The 20715-nt window shown below is 35.6% G+C and carries 21 protein-coding genes and 4 tRNA genes; 8 read left to right on the plus strand and 17 right to left on the minus strand.

Annotation, left to right across the window (positions count from 1 at the left end):
* Positions 1-2: 2 nt before the first annotated feature.
* From ybeY to OCV67_RS03425, 4 genes are all read right to left on the minus strand, one after another.
* Positions 3-509: an rRNA maturation RNase YbeY gene (ybeY, locus tag OCV67_RS03410; RefSeq protein ID WP_147642460.1), complete on the minus strand. Its 507-nt coding sequence runs from the start codon at positions 507-509 to the stop codon at positions 3-5.
* A gap of 2 nt (positions 510-511) precedes the next feature.
* Positions 512-1474, minus strand: coding sequence for a PhoH family protein (locus OCV67_RS03415; RefSeq protein WP_147642461.1), 963 nt, complete (start codon positions 1472-1474; stop codon positions 512-514).
* Positions 1475-1706: 232 nt separating this feature from the next.
* Positions 1707-2876, minus strand: a complete 1170-nt coding sequence (locus tag OCV67_RS03420; RefSeq protein ID WP_147642462.1) for a sporulation protein YqfD — start codon at positions 2874-2876, stop codon at positions 1707-1709.
* Positions 2877-2882: 6 nt separating this feature from the next.
* Positions 2883-3137: a YabP/YqfC family sporulation protein gene (locus tag OCV67_RS03425; protein WP_147642463.1), complete on the minus strand. Its 255-nt coding sequence runs from the start codon at positions 3135-3137 to the stop codon at positions 2883-2885.
* An 83-nt stretch (positions 3138-3220) separates the two neighbouring features.
* Between OCV67_RS03425 and OCV67_RS03430 the strand changes: the two genes are divergently transcribed.
* Complete coding sequence (locus tag OCV67_RS03430) at positions 3221-4315, plus strand: hypothetical protein (RefSeq protein ID WP_147642464.1); 1095 nt, start codon at positions 3221-3223, stop codon at positions 4313-4315.
* A gap of 24 nt (positions 4316-4339) precedes the next feature.
* Here OCV67_RS03430 and OCV67_RS03435 read toward each other — a convergent pair whose 3' ends face one another.
* Positions 4340-5677 (minus strand): leucine-rich repeat protein, encoded by a 1338-nt coding sequence (locus OCV67_RS03435; RefSeq protein ID WP_147642465.1) that lies wholly within the window; start codon positions 5675-5677, stop codon positions 4340-4342.
* A 94-nt stretch (positions 5678-5771) separates the two neighbouring features.
* Positions 5772-6638, minus strand: coding sequence for a prohibitin family protein (locus tag OCV67_RS03440; protein ID WP_147642466.1), 867 nt, complete (start codon positions 6636-6638; stop codon positions 5772-5774).
* Between the two features lie 129 nt (positions 6639-6767).
* Between OCV67_RS03440 and OCV67_RS03445 the strand changes: the two genes are divergently transcribed.
* Both OCV67_RS03445 and glgA read left to right on the plus strand, forming a co-directional pair.
* On the plus strand, positions 6768-8696 hold the full coding sequence (locus OCV67_RS03445; protein WP_147642467.1) for a DUF2079 domain-containing protein: 1929 nt from the start codon (positions 6768-6770) through the stop codon (positions 8694-8696).
* Positions 8697-8860: 164 nt separating this feature from the next.
* Positions 8861-10309: a glycogen synthase GlgA gene (gene glgA, locus OCV67_RS03450; RefSeq protein ID WP_147642468.1), complete on the plus strand. Its 1449-nt coding sequence runs from the start codon at positions 8861-8863 to the stop codon at positions 10307-10309.
* A gap of 264 nt (positions 10310-10573) precedes the next feature.
* Here the strand turns inward: glgA and OCV67_RS03455 are convergent.
* From OCV67_RS03455 to OCV67_RS03490, 8 genes are all read right to left on the minus strand, one after another.
* Positions 10574-10647 (minus strand) — tRNA-Cys (locus OCV67_RS03455).
* Positions 10648-10653: 6 nt separating this feature from the next.
* Positions 10654-10729, minus strand: a tRNA-Gly gene (locus OCV67_RS03460).
* Positions 10730-10735: 6 nt separating this feature from the next.
* Positions 10736-10812 (minus strand) — tRNA-Asp (locus OCV67_RS03465).
* A 4-nt stretch (positions 10813-10816) separates the two neighbouring features.
* A tRNA-Val gene (locus OCV67_RS03470) sits at positions 10817-10892 on the minus strand.
* A 76-nt stretch (positions 10893-10968) separates the two neighbouring features.
* Positions 10969-11850 carry an Hsp33 family molecular chaperone HslO gene (hslO, locus tag OCV67_RS03475; RefSeq protein ID WP_147642469.1) on the minus strand — a complete coding sequence of 294 codons (882 nt, stop codon included), beginning with the start codon at positions 11848-11850 and terminating at the stop codon, positions 10969-10971.
* A gap of 1 nt (position 11851) precedes the next feature.
* Positions 11852-12598: a class I SAM-dependent DNA methyltransferase gene (locus tag OCV67_RS03480; protein WP_262644244.1), complete on the minus strand. Its 747-nt coding sequence runs from the start codon at positions 12596-12598 to the stop codon at positions 11852-11854.
* A complete protein-coding gene (locus OCV67_RS03485) occupies positions 12591-12896 on the minus strand; it encodes a YerC/YecD family TrpR-related protein (RefSeq protein ID WP_147642471.1) in 306 nt (101 codons plus the stop codon). The genes OCV67_RS03480 and OCV67_RS03485 overlap by 8 nt, the downstream gene beginning before the upstream one ends.
* 131 nt (positions 12897-13027) lie before the next feature.
* Positions 13028-15124, minus strand: coding sequence for a glutamine synthetase III family protein (locus tag OCV67_RS03490; protein WP_147642472.1), 2097 nt, complete (start codon positions 15122-15124; stop codon positions 13028-13030).
* A 348-nt stretch (positions 15125-15472) separates the two neighbouring features.
* Here OCV67_RS03490 and OCV67_RS03495 point away from each other — a divergent pair, with 348 nt between their 5' ends.
* On the plus strand, positions 15473-16465 hold the full coding sequence (locus OCV67_RS03495) for a M15 family metallopeptidase (protein WP_147642473.1): 993 nt from the start codon (positions 15473-15475) through the stop codon (positions 16463-16465).
* Positions 16466-16517: 52 nt separating this feature from the next.
* Here OCV67_RS03495 and OCV67_RS03500 read toward each other — a convergent pair whose 3' ends face one another.
* Both OCV67_RS03500 and OCV67_RS03505 read right to left on the minus strand, forming a co-directional pair.
* On the minus strand, positions 16518-17261 hold the full coding sequence (locus OCV67_RS03500) for an N-acetylmuramoyl-L-alanine amidase (protein ID WP_147642474.1): 744 nt from the start codon (positions 17259-17261) through the stop codon (positions 16518-16520).
* Between the two features lie 104 nt (positions 17262-17365).
* The gene (locus OCV67_RS03505; RefSeq protein WP_178084980.1) at positions 17366-17563 is read right to left on the minus strand and encodes a helix-turn-helix domain-containing protein; all 198 of its coding nucleotides are present in this window, start codon (positions 17561-17563) and stop codon (positions 17366-17368) included.
* Between the two features lie 100 nt (positions 17564-17663).
* On the opposite strand from OCV67_RS03505, the gene OCV67_RS03510 reads away from it, so the two are divergent.
* The 4 genes from OCV67_RS03510 (at position 17664) to OCV67_RS03525 (ending at position 20016) form a co-directional block, all read left to right on the plus strand.
* A complete protein-coding gene (locus OCV67_RS03510; RefSeq protein WP_147642476.1) occupies positions 17664-18605 on the plus strand; it encodes a TIGR01212 family radical SAM protein in 942 nt (313 codons plus the stop codon).
* A 132-nt stretch (positions 18606-18737) separates the two neighbouring features.
* A complete protein-coding gene (gene rpmE / locus OCV67_RS03515; RefSeq protein WP_147642477.1) occupies positions 18738-18941 on the plus strand; it encodes a 50S ribosomal protein L31 in 204 nt (67 codons plus the stop codon).
* 49 nt (positions 18942-18990) lie between these two features.
* Positions 18991-19608 (plus strand): YigZ family protein, encoded by a 618-nt coding sequence (locus OCV67_RS03520; RefSeq protein ID WP_147642478.1) that lies wholly within the window; start codon positions 18991-18993, stop codon positions 19606-19608.
* 141 nt (positions 19609-19749) lie between these two features.
* A complete protein-coding gene (locus OCV67_RS03525) occupies positions 19750-20016 on the plus strand; it encodes a hypothetical protein (protein WP_147642479.1) in 267 nt (88 codons plus the stop codon).
* 67 nt (positions 20017-20083) lie between these two features.
* Here the strand turns inward: OCV67_RS03525 and OCV67_RS03530 are convergent, their stop codons facing one another.
* Positions 20084-20713 (minus strand): V-type ATP synthase subunit D, encoded by a 630-nt coding sequence (locus OCV67_RS03530; protein WP_147642480.1) that lies wholly within the window; start codon positions 20711-20713, stop codon positions 20084-20086.
* Positions 20714-20715 lie beyond the last annotated feature (2 nt).

Below are 20715 nucleotides of genomic sequence, written 5' to 3' on the forward strand. Positions count from 1 at the left end.
TATTATAATTCTTCCGTCACAAAAGTAGCGTCCCTTGAAATACCTAAATTTCCAAGTACAGTCTCTTCCTTTTCTCTCATAATTCTCTCGTCCAGAGGACTTGTCTCATGGTCATATCCCAAAAGATGAAGCATTGAATGTACGGTAAGAAATCCTATCTCTCTTTCCAGAGAATGGCCGTACATATTAGCCTGCTTTACAGCCATTTCAAGAGAAATAACTACGTCTCCCAGCAGTACTGCTCCGGTTTCAGCATTTATTTCAGTAGTGCCGTCTTCTCCGGTAAGAGGAAAGGACAGTACGTCTGTCTCTTTGTCTTTTGCCCTATAGGCCTTGTTAAGACTTCTTATTTCTTTGTTTGAGACAAATGAAACGCTTACTTCAGCGTCTTTATTAAAGCCTTCCGACGCAAGCACTGCCTGACAGCAGCGGCGAATGAGAAGTCTTATACCAACAGGTATTTTAACAGCATTCTGATTATTTTTTACATAAACCTTTAATTTTGACATAGTTATTTTCTCCTTTCATTATTATATTTCTCATATGCCTTTACAATATCCTGTACAAGCTTATGTCTTACTACGTCTTTTTCATTGAATTTATGAATATATATATCGTCTACATTTCTGAGAACTTTCATAGCTTCGATAAGTCCGGAGCTTTTGCTGTCCGGCAGATCGATCTGTGTAACGTCACCTGTAATGACCATTTTACTGTCGTTTCCCAGACGAGTTAAAAACATTTTTATCTGCTCGGAGGTAGTATTCTGGGCTTCGTCCAATATGATAAACGAACCCTCAAGAGTACGTCCCCTCATATACGCAAGAGGCGCTACTTCAATTATTCCTTTTTCCATATATTTTGAAAAATTATCAGCGCCGAACATTTCAAACAAAGCGTCGTAAAGCGGTCTGAGATAAGGATCAACCTTATCCTGAAGATCTCCCGGAAGGAATCCCAGTTTTTCACCGGCTTCAACCGCCGGACGTGTAAGAATAATTTTATTTACCTCATGTGCCTTGAACGCCTTTGCCGCCATAGCTACGGCAAGGTATGTCTTACCTGTTCCGGCAGGTCCTATACCCATTACGATAGTATTGTTTTTTATACCGTCAACATATTTTTTCTGTCCGACAGTTCTCGGCCTTACGATTTTTCCCGTAGCGGTAACGCATACTCCGTCCCCGATTAGCTCATTTACCTGTTCGGCGGCGCCGTCGGATACCATTGAAGCTACGTAACGGATTGTCTGTCCGGTAACTCTTTCACCGGTTTTGGAAATTTTCATTAAAGCTTCTATTGCCTGAGACGCTTTGGTCACATTTTCATCGCTGCCGGAAATCTTGATATCAGTTCCTCGGCTAAGTACGACAACGTCATACTGTCTCTGAATCATATTTATATTTTCATCATATGTTCCGAATAAATTAATAATCTGTTCTGTATCATTTACATTTATAATTCTTTCAGCCATCATAACACTCTTTTCTTATATTTTCGGATTTGCACCGGATTATTTTTCAATTATTTAATAATCAAAAGCAAATACTTATTTTGCAAATTATGCAAAAACGCATTTTTACAATACATGTTTAAAACTATTATACCATAAACTTATTTATTTTTAAATACTTATTTATAATTTTTTTCAAAAGTTTACATTTTTTTTAAAAATAAGTCATAAAATTATTAATTTAATTTACAATTTATTCCACATATATTTCATAATCCATTCCAATAGGTCCTTCAAGTGAATATGTTACAATATATTCCATATGATCTGAATTTATCTTCTTTTCAATATTTCGTTCAATAACCTTTATTTCTTTACTGTCATAAAAATTTTTTTCATAAAGCGCCGTTTTCTGCTGTAATTTTTTATCAGCTTCTTCATCACTATAGGTAATAGTATCGTACTCAAAAGGAGAATATGAACTGTGTACTATACCTAAAGGAATACTTTTTCCAAGAATCTGAAAATTATTTGTACTTTCACTGTAATCATATGTATCATAATCAACATCTTTAAAAAACAAAGGTATTCGGTAACCGAAAAAGTCAAAATATTTTTTAGTAACCTGACTTCCGGTATAAATTTGTCCGGATTCTTCAAAATCCTGTCTGAATGTCACCTCTGCCGTGTAAATTCCTGTAATTTTTCCCATTGCATGTTTTTTTATCAAATGCCCGTTTCCGGTATCTACCGTTCCGCTGACAATAATATCTCCCTTTTTTACACCGTCTCCGATTTTTTTAACAAGCTGTCCTGCATGCACCTCAATACCTGTAATCTGGGCGTCCTGTGCAGCCACAATATTACAGGGTATATCGTCCCGCACCATTTCAGGCGGATCTACCGCTTCAGTTATATCTACAACTATCCTGCTTCCCGTATGTCTTATACCCGTCCATGCAATATCAGGTATACTGAGTCTCAGCTTCTGTTCGCAGCTTCTGAAATTTATATCCGGTATAAACCTTCCCTTATAAATCCCTATGTCAGTAAGCGCTGAGACGATCTGTTCTTCAGTAACTGCTGAATTTCCGCATACTTCTATTGAAACTACAATATTTGAAAGATAAAAAACAAATCCCAGCACAATTATAATTCCTAAAACAATACCAAACCGGAAGCGATACCCGCCGGCTTTAAACCGAAGTCCTCTTTTTTCAGTAATTTCAATATTGATGCCGTATTCTTCTGCAAGTTCAAAAATCCTATCCACGTCTTTCTTATAAACCTGACCGAAAAAAAAGCTATTCTTGCAATACTGAGAAGTACATACAATACTGCTTTCACGAATACCGTTTATAAATTTATAAATATTTTCTCCGCAAGCCTTAAAGCTTACTATACCTCTTATATTTTTCAGCATAGCTTTTCACCCGTTCTTAATCAGTTCAACCGACTGAATATTTCCGAAAATATAAATACCGTTTGAATTGAAATCACTGACCTTCAGACCGCTGCCCCATACCTGAATTATCATATCCCATGTTTTTACCTTTATAAACACATCGTTATATTCAAGAATTTTTTTGCAGCCCTCAACTAATACTTCATGATTTCCGGTAATTTGTATCTGAGTATCCATATTGATAAATTTTTTTCCCTTTTGAATAATCTTTTCAGACATTGATACCACCTCATTTAATTATATTATCAAACATGCTGTAATATCCATAAAAAAATAAGCGTATATTTTACAGGTGATAAAAAATGAAAAAAATCAAAAATATTTTTTATGCGGCTTCTATAGTAACAGCAGTTTATTTTTGCCTTAAATATCCAAAAGATATAGGTGAAAGCGTGGAAAATTCCATAAACAGATGTATGACGCTGATAATACCGTCCATGTTTATTTTTATGTGCATAACATCATTTATAACTAATTCCGGACTTCACAGATTTCTTGGCCGTCCTTTACGATTTATTTCTGAAAAATTTTTTCGTATACCCGAGGAAGGTCTGGCAGTCTTTATTTTAAGTATGATCGCCGGTTATCCTGCCGGAACCAAGCTTGTAGCGGACAGCTTTAAAAACGGAGATATAAACGGCGAACAGGCAAAGCGTATGTACTGCTTTTGCTTTTCCAGCGGACCGGCTTTTATTTCCGGTACTGCAGCAGGAATACTGTATCCAAACTCCAATGCCGGATTGTTAATATTTCTGTCTGTAACTGCGGGAAATATTATCACAGCTCTTATTCTAAGTATAAACGCTCCGAAGGTCGCCAAAAAAAATAAGAGAAATATAACGTCTGTCAGCACTGGCTGTATAATACCGTCTGTAAAATCCGCCTCATCGGCAATGATACAGATGTGTATTATGATCGCGGCTTTCGGAGGCTTTTGCTGTATACTCAGACTTACCGGCATATTGCAGTATATTTCAATATTCACAGGAAATATACTGAATAAAAATCCGGATGAAATTTACAATACTCTAATGACTATACTGGAAATCAGCAATATTGTAAATTTACCGCAAATGAACATTTCTCTTATGCCGGTCGCCGCATCGCTCTTATCCTTTGGAGGAATATGCGTTTTAATGCAGATTACTGCGCTTTCAGATAAAAATTTCAGTATTAAAATGTTTATCCGAACAAGACTAATTGCTGCGTTTATTTCAGGCACGGCATGCCGTTTTCTTCTGAGGTTTCTTAATATGCACAATGTTAAAGAAGTTGTTTCTTACAATATAATATCAGATAACAAATATTCTCCTCTTCCCACAATATTTCTGATCATCATGATGATAATGCTGCTTGGAACATTCAAAAATTCCGACAAAACAAAAGCGGACGTTTAAAAACGTCCGCTTAGCTTTATAATACTATTTTTTAATACTTTGTTCAGCCAGATATTTAGCAATTGCCGCCGCATCTGCCGCTGTAACTTTTCCATCACCATTAAAATCTGCATTAGGATATTTTTCAACAGTCAGTATTTCACCCCAAATAGATGCCTCTGCAAGTTTTCGTGCAATAAATGCCGCATCGCTTGCACGCACAACGCCATCTCTGTTGGCATCGCCCTTAAGAAGCCCCATATCTATAAAATTTCTGGAATATTTTTTCGCATAAGCTTGTGCAGTGGAATTTGAATAACCCCAAATTGCAGCGCTTGTCGGAAGTGTTAAAGCCTCATCATAAATTACGCAAGCAGAATTTTTTATAGTAATGTATTCTATCTTTGAATTATAAAAGGCACGTTGTCCAATTTTAACTACATTTTCAGGAATCGTTATTTTTACAAGACTATGGGTTTCTGCAAATGCCCTATATCTTATCTCTTTTACGCTGTTTGAAATATTAACGCTTGTTAAACCGGTACAATATTCAAAAGCACCGTCTTTTATTTCCTGAACACCATTCGGAATATCTATTTCCTTTAGATTTACACATTCACCAAATGTAAATTCCTGAATTTTCTTCAAGCTTGACGGCAGTTTAATCTCAGAAAATGTACATCTATAAAAAGCGCCGAAACCAATACTTGTAATATTATCCGATAAAACAACCTTATTCAAAGCTTTACAAGAAGCAAAAGCATTGTTTCCAATCGTCTTAACACTTGACGGCATTGTAACTGAAGTAATATTATTATTTTTTTTAAAAGAACCTTCACTTATATATGTTACTTCATTTGGAATAGTAACATTACCTTTTGCAGATTTTCCGTCTATTAAAATATTGTTGACCACAACAAGCGGGTCAGCAGCCCTTTTAGCTTCAAGCCACGGTGTATTTTCAAATGCCTCCTCAAGAACAGTTGTTACACTTTTAGGTATTTTAATATTAACAAGCTTTTCACAGCCATAAAAAGCTCTTGTTCCGATAGATGTTATTCCTTCAGGAATAATCATTCCGGTAATATTTTTCGAACCCCAAAATACATTTGTTCCTATACTGGTGACCTTTTTACCATTATATTCTGAGGGCAGCTGAACCCAACCTTCTGTAATCACATCGTTTCCTATAAATCCTTCGTGTCCTATAATTTCATAAGTATCGTCTTCTTTAAGTTTAAATTCACATGCAGAGGTCAAATCTGTGGTCTGTAAGTCTCCCGTATTCTGCAATTCTATATTTGCACCATAAGTGTTAAAAGGAATAACCGAAATAATCAATGCACATGAAAGTAAAGACGAAAAAATTTCTTTCAATTTCATATATATCTCCTACTAAATATTATTTTTACAATTATAACATTTATAGACATTATTGTCAATAAATAAGAATTTCTTATTTATCTTTTCTGTACAATTACTCATTATTCTGATTATTCTCGTTTCCGGAATCTGTTGGAGCTTCAACAGTAGCACCTATGTAAGAACTTACATCAAATAATGCTCCGGCGTCTGAAGCAACTTTTGGCAATTCGCCGTTCCATTTGTCAATAAATTCCATCATTATTACCTTATCTGTCAGCTGTCCGTTTTTAAGGTTATACGCTTCCGCTTCAGCCTTTGCTTTTTCAATAGTCTGTTCAGCTTCAACTTTGATTCTTGCCAGATCCTGTTCAGCCTTTAAAGCTTCCTGCTGTGCGGTCTGCTTTGCTTCAATAGCTTTATTGAATTCTTCTGAAAAGTCAAAATTTACAATATTGAAAACCTCTATTGAAAGTCCGTAAGGATTTATTTTCTGGGAAATAGCGTCCTCCATTTCAGTTGATACTGTAGCACGATTAGTGATTAGCTGCTCCGCTGTATACTTTGCGGCAATGGATTTTACACATTCCTGTATTGCCGGATTTACTATTACATTTGTAAAATCAGTACCCACATTTTTGTAAATATCTGCCGAAGAAGATTTATTTACTCTGTAGTTAATTGATACTTTTGAGGAAATAGTCTGAAGATCCTTAGAAGCCGCATTTGATTCAACTTCCGTTTTCATAACTCTGTTGTCTATCTGAACTATCTGTGAAACAAAAGGCGCTTTAAAATGCAGCCCTTCTTCCAGAACGGTAGAGGATACCTTGCCCAGATTTACAACGACTCCGGTATGTCCGGGTTGTATTACGGTAAAACAACTTAATCCTGCAATAAGCAAAACCAGTATTACCACAGCTATGATTATAATTCTTTTGATAGATTTTGAACCTACGTTCACAACATTATTAGTATTCATTTCTATTTCTCCTTAATATTTAATTTTTAAATTATAACATATATCAATAAAAAAGTCAAAGTACTTGACAATATTTATTTAACTATGATAAAATAAAATTGTATATTTTTAATAAAGAAAGGAAAAGTTATGGACAAACAAATTGACAATTCTGAATTTAATGATTCTTCTGAAATTCAGGAATCATTAAATCTTCCGGTTGAAAATGAAACCGGACCTATTCCCGATCCTGAAGATTTAACTCTATCTAACGGAATAAACGACCCAGAAGAATTAACCGAAGAAGAACCTAAACCGCCCCTGAAGGAAATTGTTAAAGACCTTCTGATAAAACGAGGATATGAAGGAAGTATTGTAAGACTTCTTATAGCATGGCTATCCATTGCATTTTATGAAATTGTTACAGTAAAGGAAAGCTTCACCACTTTTGAATTCTTTACCGCAATTAGATTTCCTGTTTATATCTTATATATAATAGGTATATTTATTATACTGAGCATTATAAACAAGCCCAAGCTTGACAAATGTCTGCTTATTCTGGTCACACTGGCTTACGGCTGCTATGCAATTGCTCAGGACGACAGCTTCTACTTTACAATAGGCGGATGCGTTATTATCGGTATTGTATGTACCTATTGTGTAGGCACATGGATAAAAGTAAGACTAAAAAAAGCTCCTACTATTATTATAATCGCTGTTTTAGGTCTGCTTTTTACTCTATTTACAGGAATACTTACTTCACTTAATCACTTAAGACACTGGTCAGCGTGCTACGATTTCGGCATTTTCTCACAAATGTATGAATATATGAAAGAAACCGGACTTCCGCTTACAACCTGTGAACGTGATGAGCTCTTAAGCCATTTTTCCGTACATTTCTCCCCTATATATTATATACTTCTTCCGATTTATATGATCTTCCCGACGCCTGTTACTTTACTTATGTGTCAGGCGGCAGTAATTGCCAGCGGACTTATTCCGCTTTATCTGCTTTGCAGAAAGTACAAACTTTCCAATCCTGCAATAATTCTCTTCTCATTATGCTATGTACTTCTCCCGTCTATGTCAAACGGCTGCTTTTTCTTTTTCCACGAAAATAAATTCTTAGCGCCACTGGTTCTATGGCTGGCATATGCACTTGAAAAAAATAAATGGATTCCCGTTATAGTCTGCGCTTTGCTCGTAATGTCGGTAAAAGAAGACGCTCCGGTCTATGTTGCAGTTCTCGGACTGTATTTTCTTCTTTCCAAACGTTCCCCCAAAAAAGGAATTGTTATTATGATACTGGCAATAATTTATTTCTTTACTGCAACCTACTGTATAAACAAATTCGGTTCCGGAACGCTTAATGACAGATTTAACAACTTCTTCTATGACGGTTCTGACAGCTTCTTAACCATTATAAAAGCTGTTATTATGAATCCTATGTATACTCTTTACGAATGCTTTAATGAAGACAGAATAAAATTCTTCCTGCAAATGCTTGTCCCTCTGGGATTTATACCGTTTATGATAAAAAAACCGTCAAAACTTGTTCTTCTGATCCCGTTTATAATGTTCAATCTTATGGGTGATTATTCATATCTTCACGACATAGGATATCAATATACCTATGGCAGCGCAGCATTTTTAATTTATCTTATGGTTCTCAACTATGCTGAACTCAAACCCGGATTCAGAAATAAAGTACTTGCAATTGCCGCAGCTTCATCAATCTTTATGTTTATGGGCAATACCTACCATAGGACGGAAGATTTTAAACGATATAAAGACGACAAGCAAACAACAGAGAAAATTGACAATGCTCTGGAATTGATCCCTAAAGATTCATCAATTGCAGCTTCAACATTCCTTGTTCCGGCACTGTATGACTGCCGTGAGGTTTATGAATTAGACACTACAAAGCACAGAGATTCCGTTGAATATATTGTGATTGATTTAAGATATTCATCAGATTCATATTCCGCAGATAATTATATAAATGATCCAAATTATGAAATAGTTGCCAACGAGCCGGGCTGTGTTGTTATATTCAAAAATCTAACAATTAATTCATAATGATTTAAAAGTCCCTGAATAAATCTCAGGGACTTTTTTTGTTAGTTTTACACAAATTTTCAAAAAAATACATATAATTTTTTGATATTCTATTGACTGTTAAATCATATAATATTATAATAGTAATAGAACCTCAGCTAAAATAAAAAGAGGAGGAAAATTTAATGAAAAAAATTTTGTTTGCAGCGTCAGAATGCGTACCCTTTATCAAAACAGGCGGACTTGCAGATGTTGTAGGCGCATTGCCTAAAATGTTTAACAAGAACGAATTTGATGTAAGAGTTATTCTTCCAAGTTATACTTGTATTCCGTGGGAATTCAGAAGTAACTTTAAATATGTTCACCACTTCTACATGGATATGGGACAGATGAATTTTCGTCCTCATGTAGGAATAATGCAGTATGAATACGATGGAGTAACATATTATTTTGTAGATAATGAAGATTATTTTAAAAATGATGCTCCTTACGGCTCAACACTGTATGATATTGAAAAATTCATTTTTTTCTCTAAAGCAGTACTGGCAATTATGCCTGTTATTGATTTCAAACCGGATATTATTCATTGTCACGACTGGCAAACCGGCTTGATTCCCGTATTTTTAAAAACCTTGTATAAGGATAATCCCTTCTACTGGGGAACCAAAACAGTAATGACAATTCACAATCTAAAATTCCAGGGGATATGGGATATTAAAACCTTTAAAAAGTTTACAAATCTTCCGGCAGATGTTTTTACTCCGGATAAATTGGAATTTAAAAAAGATGCCAATATGTTAAAGGGCGGTCTTGTTTACGCAGATTACATTACAACAGTCAGCAATACTTATGCACATGAAATACAAACTCCTTACTATGGCGAAGGTCTGGACGGTCTGCTTCGTGCAAGACATCTCCAGCTGAGGGGAATTTTAAACGGTATTGACTACAATGTTTACAATCCGGAAACTGATGATAAGATTTTTCAAAAATATACAATTAAAAATTTTGAAATTAAAAAAGCTGAAAATAAGCTGAAACTTCAGGAAGAACTAGGTCTTCCTCAGGATAAAAATAAATTCATGATCGCAATAATTTCACGTCTTACAGATCAAAAAGGTCTTGACCTTGTAAACAACATGATTGAACGTATTGCAGATAAACATACGCAATTTGTTGTTTTAGGCACAGGTGAAGCTAGATATGAAAATATATTCAAACATTTCCAATGGAAATATCCTGATAGGGTTTCAGCAAATATTTACTTTTCCGATGAACGTGCACATAGAATATATGCAGCCGCAGACGCTATGCTAGTTCCTTCAAGATTTGAACCCTGCGGACTCACGCAGCTGATTGCTTTAAGATACGGAACAATACCAATTGTCAGAGAAACGGGCGGTCTTAAAGATACAGTTGTTCCATACAATGAATTTGAAAATTACGGTACCGGCTTCTCATTTACAAACTACAATGCAAATGATATGCTGAATGTAATTAACTACGCAAAATCTGTATATTTCAATTACCGTGAAAACTGGAATCAAATTATAAAAAGAGGCATGGAAACTGACTTTTCATGGGGTAGCTCCGCACTTCAATATGAAGGAATGTACAAGTGGCTCAGTCAATAAAGCATTGAGTTTTTATTTAATGTTCATTTTCTTTAAAGTTTTATCGAATATATGCTATGCAATAAAAAATAATTATTCTATACCGCCTCAGTTTGTGTTTTATACATAAACTGAGGCATTGCATATGTACAGGAAATTTATCTTTTTGACAACGTTATCTTAACTAATTTATATTTTCAGTGTAAAAACATAATATTCTTTACTATAATTATTGTAAAAATAAAAGCCTTGTAAACTACGTATTTACGCAATTTACAAAGCTTTTGGAGGCGCCACCCAGATTTGAACTGGGGATCAGGGTGTTGCAGACCCACGCCTTACCACTTGGCTATAGCGCCGTCACATGGAGCGGATTACGAGGCTCGAACTCGCTACCTCCACCTTGGCAAGGTGGCGCTCTACCAGATGAGCTAAATCCGCATATGTTGGCGACCTGGATGGGAGTCGAACCCACGACCTCTAGCGTGACAGGCTAGCGTTCTAACCAACTGAACTACCAGGCCATAATGGTGGGAACAATAGGGCTCGAACCTATGACCCTCTGCTTGTAAGGCAGATGCTCTCCCAGCTGAGCTATGCTCCCAATTTTGACCAACATCAATTATCTCATGCAACGTTATTAATTATACACTATATTTTTTTATTTGTCAATACCTTTTTTAAAATTTTTTTAAATTTTTTATATCCAGTATTTCTTTTGAAGAAAAGCTGTATATTTTATTACAAAAATTGCAGCATACCTCAGTAATTTCCTGTTCTCTTGCCATACTTTCAAGCTCTTTGCTGTTTAATCCTGAAAGAATACGCTGTGTTCTCTCAAGGCTGCAATCGCATTTGTAAACCGGTTCATTACTGTCCAGAATATTCGGTTCCAGACCTTCTAAAAGATCAAGTGCAATTTCTTCCGCTGATTTTCCCGACATAAACAATTCTGTCACTGATTTGATTTCACTGATATTTTTTTCAATAACTGAAATGCAGTTTTCATCTGCAAACGGAAGAAGCTGTACTAAAAATCCTCCTGCACATTTTACTGACAAGTCAGGATTGACCAGTACGCCAAGTCCGCACACTGTAGGAACTTGCTCGCTGGATACAAAATAATTTGCTATATCCTCCCCTATTTCTCCCGATATTATCGGAACCATACCGCAATAAGGTTCTTTCAGACCAAGATCCTTTGAAACTGTTAAAGTTCCGTTTGTACCGACTGCTCCGGAAACATCAAGCTTTCCAATACTGTTCAGAGGAATTTCCACCACAGGATTCTGCACATAACATTTTACATTTCCCATTCCATCCGCTACTGCAATAAGCATTCCGGCAGGACCGCCGCCGTCAATTTTTACAGTTACCGAATCTTTTTTTCCTTTTAATCCATATCCCATCATTGACGCTGCAATAGAAAGTCTGCCGAGAGCAGCAGTGACCACCGCACTTGTTTTATGAATACTTTCAATTTTATTAACTATATCTGTTGCGTCTAAAACCATTGATACAACAGAAGCGTCTTTTGATATAGCTCTTTTTAAAATTCCCATTTTACACTCCTTTGCGAACAGCAAAAACTGCCCTTTCACTGTTTAGTCTTACAGGTTCAAAGCTGTCATCGTCATAAATACCAAGTATTTCAAATCCGGTATCTATTAATGCACTTTCTACATCACCTAAAGGATATGCCGTTTCCTGAAAGCTTTCAGAATACCTCAGATATTTGTCATTCTCAGGCACAAAAAAGTCCAGGTCAATATTGACCGTACTGTTTTGACAGCTATTCTGCCAAACACAGTAAACCTCATCTGCGTCATAAATAAATGTATGCTCACCCAGCACTGTTTTATGCTTATATTCTGTATTTATATCAAATAAAAATAATCCTCCGGGTTCAGTAAACATAAAAACTTTTCTGAAAACAGTGCATAAATCCTTAAAGTTCTTAAGATGGTTTAAACTGTCCAGAGCACAGACTGTTATATCAGCATTTCCAAACAGATCCAACTCCCGCATATCCTGACATACATATTGTATATTCTTCTGATGTTCAATCTTTTTATTCATAGCAATTCCAAGCATTTCCGGAGAATTGTCTACAGCAATTATATCATACCCCAAATTATCCAGCTCCTCTGACAAGCTTCCTGTACCGCACGCTAAATCCAAAAGCAAACCGCCTTGTTTACCGTCATGCCGCTTTATAAGTTCGTCAAAATATAAGGCACGCTTTTTATAATCAATATTAGCGGTAAGAACATCATAAAATTCAGCAAAAACACCATAGCTTTTAATCATTTTTATCATTTCCTTTATTCATACGTTCGAATACTATGCTATATCCGTCGCACCCATAATTCAAAGAACGATTAACACGGCTGATGGTAGCGGTACTTGCGCCGGTTGCAGCAACAATATCATTATATACATGATGCTCGCTAAGCATTTTTGCTACCTGAAGTCTTTGTGATAGCGCTTTAAGTTCCAGCACTGTACATAAATCTTCAAAAAAATTATAGCATTCTTCTTTAGTTTCAAGGCACAATACAGCGTCAAATAAATCGTCCATTGCCTTATCTTTTAATTTATTATTCACAGGCGTTCCTCCATTAATAATATCTGCTTTTTTTATTTTAGCACATTACAATGTAAAAGTAAAGAGTATAAAAATTTTTTTATAAATAAAAAGCGGACATTATCGTCCGCTTTAATTTTTATTATTCTTAATTAAACTGTAAACAGTAAGTCAGTATAAGTTGGAATCGGCCAGTATTTTTCAGGAACGTTCATTTCAAGCTCATCAGCAATAGCACGCAGATTCTGCATATCTGCAAATACTTCATCTCTGTAATACCTAGCCAGTGATTCAGCTGAATCCTCATGATCCTTTGAAGCAATTCTCTTGGAATCAAGAGTATCAATAGCTTCATAAAGTGAAGCAGTCAAACCTGAAAGTTTATTAGCAAGTGATTTTTCAAGTGAACTGTCGATTCCGGCATTCTCTTTTGACACTACAGAATCACACATGATCTTTGTATATTCAAGAGCCGCAGGAGCAATAAGCTTCTTAGCCATATCAAGCATTGTCAAAGCTTCGATATTAATAACCTTACTATAATTTTCCAAAAGAATTTCTTTTCTTGATTCAATTTCAGTCTTTGAATAAACCTTAAATTTTTCAAACATTGAAACATACTTTTCATCTGTATAATGCGGAAGTGCGTCAACAGTAGAAACAAGGTTAGGAAGTCCTCTGTTTATAGCCTCGTCAATCCATTCGTCCGAATAGCCGTTGCCATTGAAAATAACTCTCTTATGTTCTTTAATAGTTTTTACCAGAAGCTTTTTAAGAGCTGATTTAAAGTCATCGGCTTTTTCAAGTTCATCTGCAAATTCGCTGAGAACCTGTGCTACAATTGTATTCATCATAACGTTTGTACAGGAAATTGAATCAGCTGAACCAAGCATTCTGAATTCAAATTTGTTTCCTGTAAACGCAAACGGAGAAGTTCTGTTTCTGTCAGTTGCATCCTTAGGGAAATTAGGAAGTGCGTCAACGCCGATTTCAAACGTCTTATCTGAATTTTCAGCAACAGAAGTACCGTTTTCAATAGCATCAAGTATTGCCTGAAGCTCATCACCGACAAACATTGAAATAATAGCAGGTGGAGCTTCATTAGCACCGAGTCTGTGGTCATTTCCTGCGGAAGCAGCAGAAATTCTAAGCAACGGAGCATACTCGTCAACACCCTTGATAATTGCGCAAAGGAAAGTCAAAAACTGCATATTTTCCATCGGAGTATCGCCCGGATCAAGAAGATTCTGACCGTCATTGGACGAAATTGACCAGTTATTATGCTTACCTGAACCGTTTACACCTGCAAAAGGCTTTTCATGAAGAAGGCAAACCAAACCATGCTTTAAAGCAACCTTCTTCATAATCTCCATAGTAAGCTGATTATGGTCAGCAGCAATGTTAGATGTAGTAAATACCGGTGCAAGCTCATGCTGTGCCGGAGCAACTTCGTTATGTTTTGTTTTAGCATAAATACCAAGCTTCCAGAGTTCACAGTCAAGATCCTTCATAAAGTCAGATACTCTCTGCTTGATATTGCCAAAATAATGATCCTCCAGTTCCTGTCCCTTAGGAGCCATAGCACCGAACAGAGTTCTGCCTGTAAGCATAAGATCTTTTCTCTGATCATAGTATTTTTTGTCAACAAGGAAATATTCCTGTTCCGGACCTACCGTTGTCGTAACTCTTGTAGCTGTTGTATTTCCGAAGAGCTTAAGGATTCTCAAAGCCTGTTCATTTACGACTTCCATTGAACGCAGAAGAGGAGTTTTCTTATCAAGGATTTCACCGGTATATGAGCAAAAAGCTGTAGGAATATATAATGTATTGTCTTTAACAAAAGCGTTTGAAGTAGGATCCCACGCCGTATAGCCTCTTGCTTCAAATGTTGCCCTCAATCCGCCGGATGGAAACGAAGACGCATCAGGCTCGCCCTTTACAAGCTCTTTACCGGAAAATTCAAGAATAATATTGCCGTCCTCTGTAGGAGTGATAAAAGCGTCATGCTTTTCAGCAGTAATGCCTGTCATAGGCTGAAACCAGTGAGTATAATGCGTAGCGCCTTTTTCAATTGCCCAGTCCTTCATGGCATTTGCAACGACATTTGCAACATCATCATCAAGAGCAATACCAAATTTTTTTGTATTCATAACAGATTTATAAATGTTTTTAGGTAATCTGTCTCTCATCACCTTATCGCTGAATACATTACAACCAAAATAATCTGCTACTGTCTGAACTTCTGACATAAGAAAATCCTCCTTTAAAAATAAAAGACGCTTCAGCAGTATATACATATTTTATTACTGCCGAAACGCCATTGTTTCAAAATCATTTTATATTAAATTGATGTATTTATAATACACCCAAACTCATAAAATGTCAATAGCAACTTTTTAATTTATATTTTTTTAACATTTTTTTTATAAAAATCAGTATAAAACACAGCATTACGCACATTAAAACCTTTCTCTATTATTTTTTCGATAAAATTCATGCTAATTGAACTTATTTTTATTTACTTTTTCTTTAAAATATGATATTATATAAAAATAGACATATCTTCACAAATTTCATAAGAAAGGATTTATGTTATAATGAGTACATACAGAAAAAGAAAACCAAGAATAAGATATGACCGTATTATAGGAGTAGCGGCAATTTTAATAGTATTGTTAATACTGCTGGTTTCCTGCTGCAAATCATGCGGCAAAAATGATGATAAAAAAGCCGGAAACACTTCTTCCATTGTGCCCACTGATAACAAAAATAACAGTAAAGACAGTGAAAGCAGCGCTTCGGACGACTCTTCCCTTGAATCCTTAGACAGTTATTCCACAATCAGCGCAATGCCCAACGATATATATACAGGCGATCTGATCCTCGTTAACAAACAGCATGAATATTCATTCCCTGCCACAGAAGAGGATTCTAACATCGTCCCTGTATACGAAATCAAGTCCGATAGCTATCAGGTCAATGACTATGAAACTTATCTGGATTCCAATACGATCAAAGCGCTTAATTCATTATTGGACGCTTTTTACAATGAATCCGGTCTGACTGACATAATGGTCATATCAGGATACAGAACAAAGGAATATCAAGACGACAAATACAATGCCGGAACATCAGACGTTCAGGGCGGATATTCTGAATATCATACCGGTTTAAGCTTTGACTTAGGCATATTCCCTCAGGATGAAAATTCATACTACTATATTCCGGACGGGAATTATGCGTGGATCGAAGAAAACTGTGCAAAATACGGTTTTATTGTACGTTATCCTGAAAAAAAGGAAGACAAAACAGGAATGGAATCAAAAAGCTACCAGTTTAGATATGTAGGCGTTCCCCATGCTGTTTACATGAGCGAAAACAATCTGTGTCTTGAAGAATATATTGATCAGGTGAAAAACTATACTTACGAAGGCGAACACCTTAAGGTAGCAGGAACAGATAAAAACTATGAAATTTATTATGTGGCTGCCGACCTTTCTTCAAATACTGATATACCGGTTCCGTCAGATAAAACGTATACCGTTTCAGGAAATAATATTGACGGTTTTATAGTAACTGTTGAAATTTAAGAAACATTTAAACAATAAATGCCGTCGCTTGAGCGACGGCATTTTTACCGACCTAACCGGCAACAATAAACTGACTGCTTGCATATCCTGTTTGTCCGTTGTAATTCACAATATACCAGCCGTTACCTGTATCTCCATAAATAGTCACCATTGAACCGTCAGGAATAGAACCTATTATCTTTCCTCCCATTGACGGATAATCCCTTAAATTCAAAGTTGAACCTCCGGCTGCAACCATTCCTTTATAAACAGGTCCGGCATTTACAAACGGTATTCCAAAATAATCGCAAAGGGACTGTACAAGATTTTTGGCTATAGCGTCAAGATTGTTTTTCAGCCATGTAACATCTTCAACATTATCATGATATCCAAGCTCGCACAATACAGCTGTAGCACGAGTCTGGGTCACTTCTCCGAGACTGGTTGTCGGAACAGCTCTGCTTTTATCCGGAAGCGGATAAATACTTTTTAAATTATTTGCAATAATATTTGCAAGACGTTCACTGTCAAAGCTTCCGGGTGCAAAATAAATATCTATTCCTCTCAATTGTCCCGCAAGGCGTTCTGGGGCAGCATTTGAATGTAATGCAAGATGTACATCATAATAAGCTGAATTTGAATCAGCAATTGCACCCGTAACATTACGGTCAGGATCATTTCTGACATATGTTATCCCGCTTGACCTTAGATACGGCTCCATTTTATCGGCAAGAAGATTCATATACTGTTCTTCATTTCCGCCGGTTACATATTCATTCCATTCCTGTGTGGAAGGACTTAAAAAAACTTTAGGCATAAAAATAAACTCCCTTACAGCAAATACATCTATATTTTTCCTGATTATCAGACAGGATAATACATTATATGCTGTAAGGAAGTTTTGGTTAAATCAAATCATTCTTACTTATCGTTTATATATTCCATAAAGTCCCCAGGCTGACAATGCATTTTACAGCAGATTTTTTCAATTATATAAATTGATATTTCTGATCCGTTTTCAAGTCTGTAAATTGTCCTTGGTGTAAACATTTTCCGGAGTTCCTCAATATTAAGATTCTTTGATTCAGCCAGTTTAAAAAATTTTTTATATGATAACATGATAACATGCCAACCTCCCTTATTATATGTTATCATAATAAATATTATAAATTTTATCTAATTTATTAACATTTTGTAAATTTATAAAGGAACATAATTTATGAAAAATCCATTTGAATTCTCCTGTGATAATAAACGGTATCATACCCTTTCTTATCATAACAAACAAACATTTAATGTAAAAATCTTTAAAGCTGTTATAGACGCAGGATTTACCTGTCCCAATAAAGACGGCTCTAAAGGTATCGGAGGCTGTATATTCTGTGACGGCGGAAGCGGTTATTTCACTAATTCCTATTTAAAATCAGTAGAAGAACAAATAAAAATGGAACTTAAAAGAATTAAGAAAAAAAATCTGAACGCCCGTGCCATTGCTTATTTTCAGGCAAATACCAATACCTACGCCGACGTTCAAAAATTAAAAAATATATATTTGCCGGTACTGTCTCAGCCAGATGTAGCAGGTATCTCCATAGGCACACGGGCAGACTGCCTTCAGCCACAAATCCTTGACTTTCTGGAAGAGCTTTCGCATAAAACCTATCTTACGGTAGAACTGGGCATGCAGACGATTCATGACAATACTCTGAAATTGATAAACAGAGGCTATAACCACAATGAATTTTTAAAAGGCTTCTTTTCACTGAAAAAAAGAAACATAAGAACCTGTATTCATATTATCAACGGTCTGCCCGGCGAAAACATAGATATGATGCTCGAAACTGCCCGTAATGTTGGAAAATTGAAACCGGACGCACTAAAAATTCAGTTACTTCACGTTATAAAAAATACCCCGCTCGAAGAGATGTATAAAAACGATATGCTTAATGTAATGTCAAAAGAAAACTACATTTCTACTGTTGTAAATCAACTGGAATACATTCCACCCCAAACTGTTATAGAAAGAATAACAGGCGACGGAAATAAGGATAAACTTATTGCACCCTTATGGAGTACAGACAAAATTTCAGTTCTCGGAGGAATTGACAAGTTACAGGCTGATTCTGACAGCTGGCAGGGAAAAAAATATAAAAAACTTTAAAAATCACTTGATTTTTCTTTTTTGATATGATATAATTATAAATGTTAGTGAATTATCAATAGCACTACTGTCTAAGGTAACTGATGGGCTGCTGTGTTAATCATAATTGTTAAATTGAAAGAGGTGACAATCATGAAAGAAGGAATCCATCCGCAGTTTGAAAAAACTACAATCACTTGCCATTGCGGTAATGTAATTGAAACTCGTTCTACTAAGAAGGACATTAAGGTTGAAATCTGTTCAAAGTGCCATCCGTTCTATACTGGCAAGCAAAAGCTTGTTGATACAGGTGGACGTGTTGACAGATTTAAAAAGCGTTTCAATATGGACAAGTAAAAATAAGGACGGCTATGTGTCGTCCTTTTTGCATTTTCGGAGTTAAATTATGAATTACACAACTATCAAAGCACCGGCTAAAGCGTCTTTTATTGAAAAGCGTTCAGAATTTATAGGCTATTTATGTCCTGTTTCTACTAATGATGAAGCAGTTAATTTCATAAATAATATCAAGGCGGAACATAGAAAAGCCAAACATAATGTTTATGCTTATATATTGCGTGATAATAACATAACACGATATTCAGACGACGGCGAACCTCAGGGTACTGCAGGTATACCTGTTCTGGACGTTTTACAAAAACATCAACTTACTGATATATGCTGTGTTGTAACCAGATATTTTGGCGGAATTCTTCTAGGCGGCGGCGGACTTGTGCGTGCGTATTCACACTGCGCCTCGCTAGCAGTAAACGAAGCTGATATTTTAAACATGTATTTTTGTAATACGGCAATAATCACAATGGACTACGATTTATACGGCAAAATCAGTTATATTCTTCCTGAATTTGAAACAAAGCTAATTAGTTCAGATTTTGGAAATAATGTGAAAATTACTGTAAATGTTAAATCAGAACTTTATGATTCATTCTGCAAAAAATTAACCGACATTACAAGCGGAAAAATTTTAATTGAAAAAACAAACGAACTATTTGATAACTTTTGATAACCGCACACTTCCATGTGCGGTTATCATTTTAATTTCACACCATATTCGACATATTTTGGCGAATATTGCGATAATTGTGACGTTAATTTGTCGAATTTTATGATATAATGTAAATATCAAAATAAAAGGAGAAAAAATATGAGTAATTTAAAATTGATAAAATGTAATGTATCAAAAGACAGTCAGAGGATATATTTCCTGTCGTCCTTTAATAAGACAATTGACGGCTTAACAGCGGTTACATACAATATTTCTGCATCAGACTGCTATAATGTCTTAACGATCGAAGATATTTCTACTGATTTAAAATTGTGCGAAAAAATTCTTTCTGAACTGTCTGAAAAATCAGTCCAGCAGAACGAATTAAAGGAATTTATTGTAAATTACCTATCTGATAATCAATGATTATCAAAATAGCTTTTGGGAAAGATTTGTAGTAAACCTATATTAGATAAAAATGCCTTTTATAAACTTAAAAGGCATTTTTATTTTTCTTCAATTTATATGATTTAATTACTTTAAGACGTGAAAATTCCTCACGTTCCTTTTCTTCCAGACTTTCAAGAATATATTTTACCATTCCTTCATATCTTGGAATCAATATATTCTGTAATGCATTTGCTCTGCGCTGTGCTTTTTTTATTGCTGTAGCAAGACGATAAATACTGTTATCAACCTCCGCTAACAATACAGTCATATCTTTAACCTTGGAAAAAGAAACATATGCTTTATCAAGCTGTGAATTTGTATAATAAAACCCATAAGGTACTTCTATTTCTCTGCGCTCAAGCGTTACATTAGGAATGTCAACACCCATAACACTCCTGTAAGTAACTGTAATACCGTCCTCTATGGGAACACTTCTGGCAATTTTATCAATAACGCCAAGGGTAATATTTGCATCCTGCAAAGCAGCATACGCTTCTTTATAAGTATCCTCAATGGAATTTCTCAAAGACTTTGCTTTGTCCATAAGCTGCATCATTTCTCTTATGAGAATATTGCGCTTTCTGTCCATAAGGTCATATCCCAGACGGCAAAGCGCTAAAGTTTTTCGTGCTTTAATCAGATTTCCTTTAGTTGGAAAAATCTGTTCTGCCATAA

It is taken from the genome of Porcipelethomonas ammoniilytica, from assembly GCF_025567485.1.
In the GTDB taxonomy this organism is placed as follows: Bacteria; Bacillota; Clostridia; order Oscillospirales; family Ruminococcaceae; genus Porcipelethomonas; species Porcipelethomonas ammoniilytica.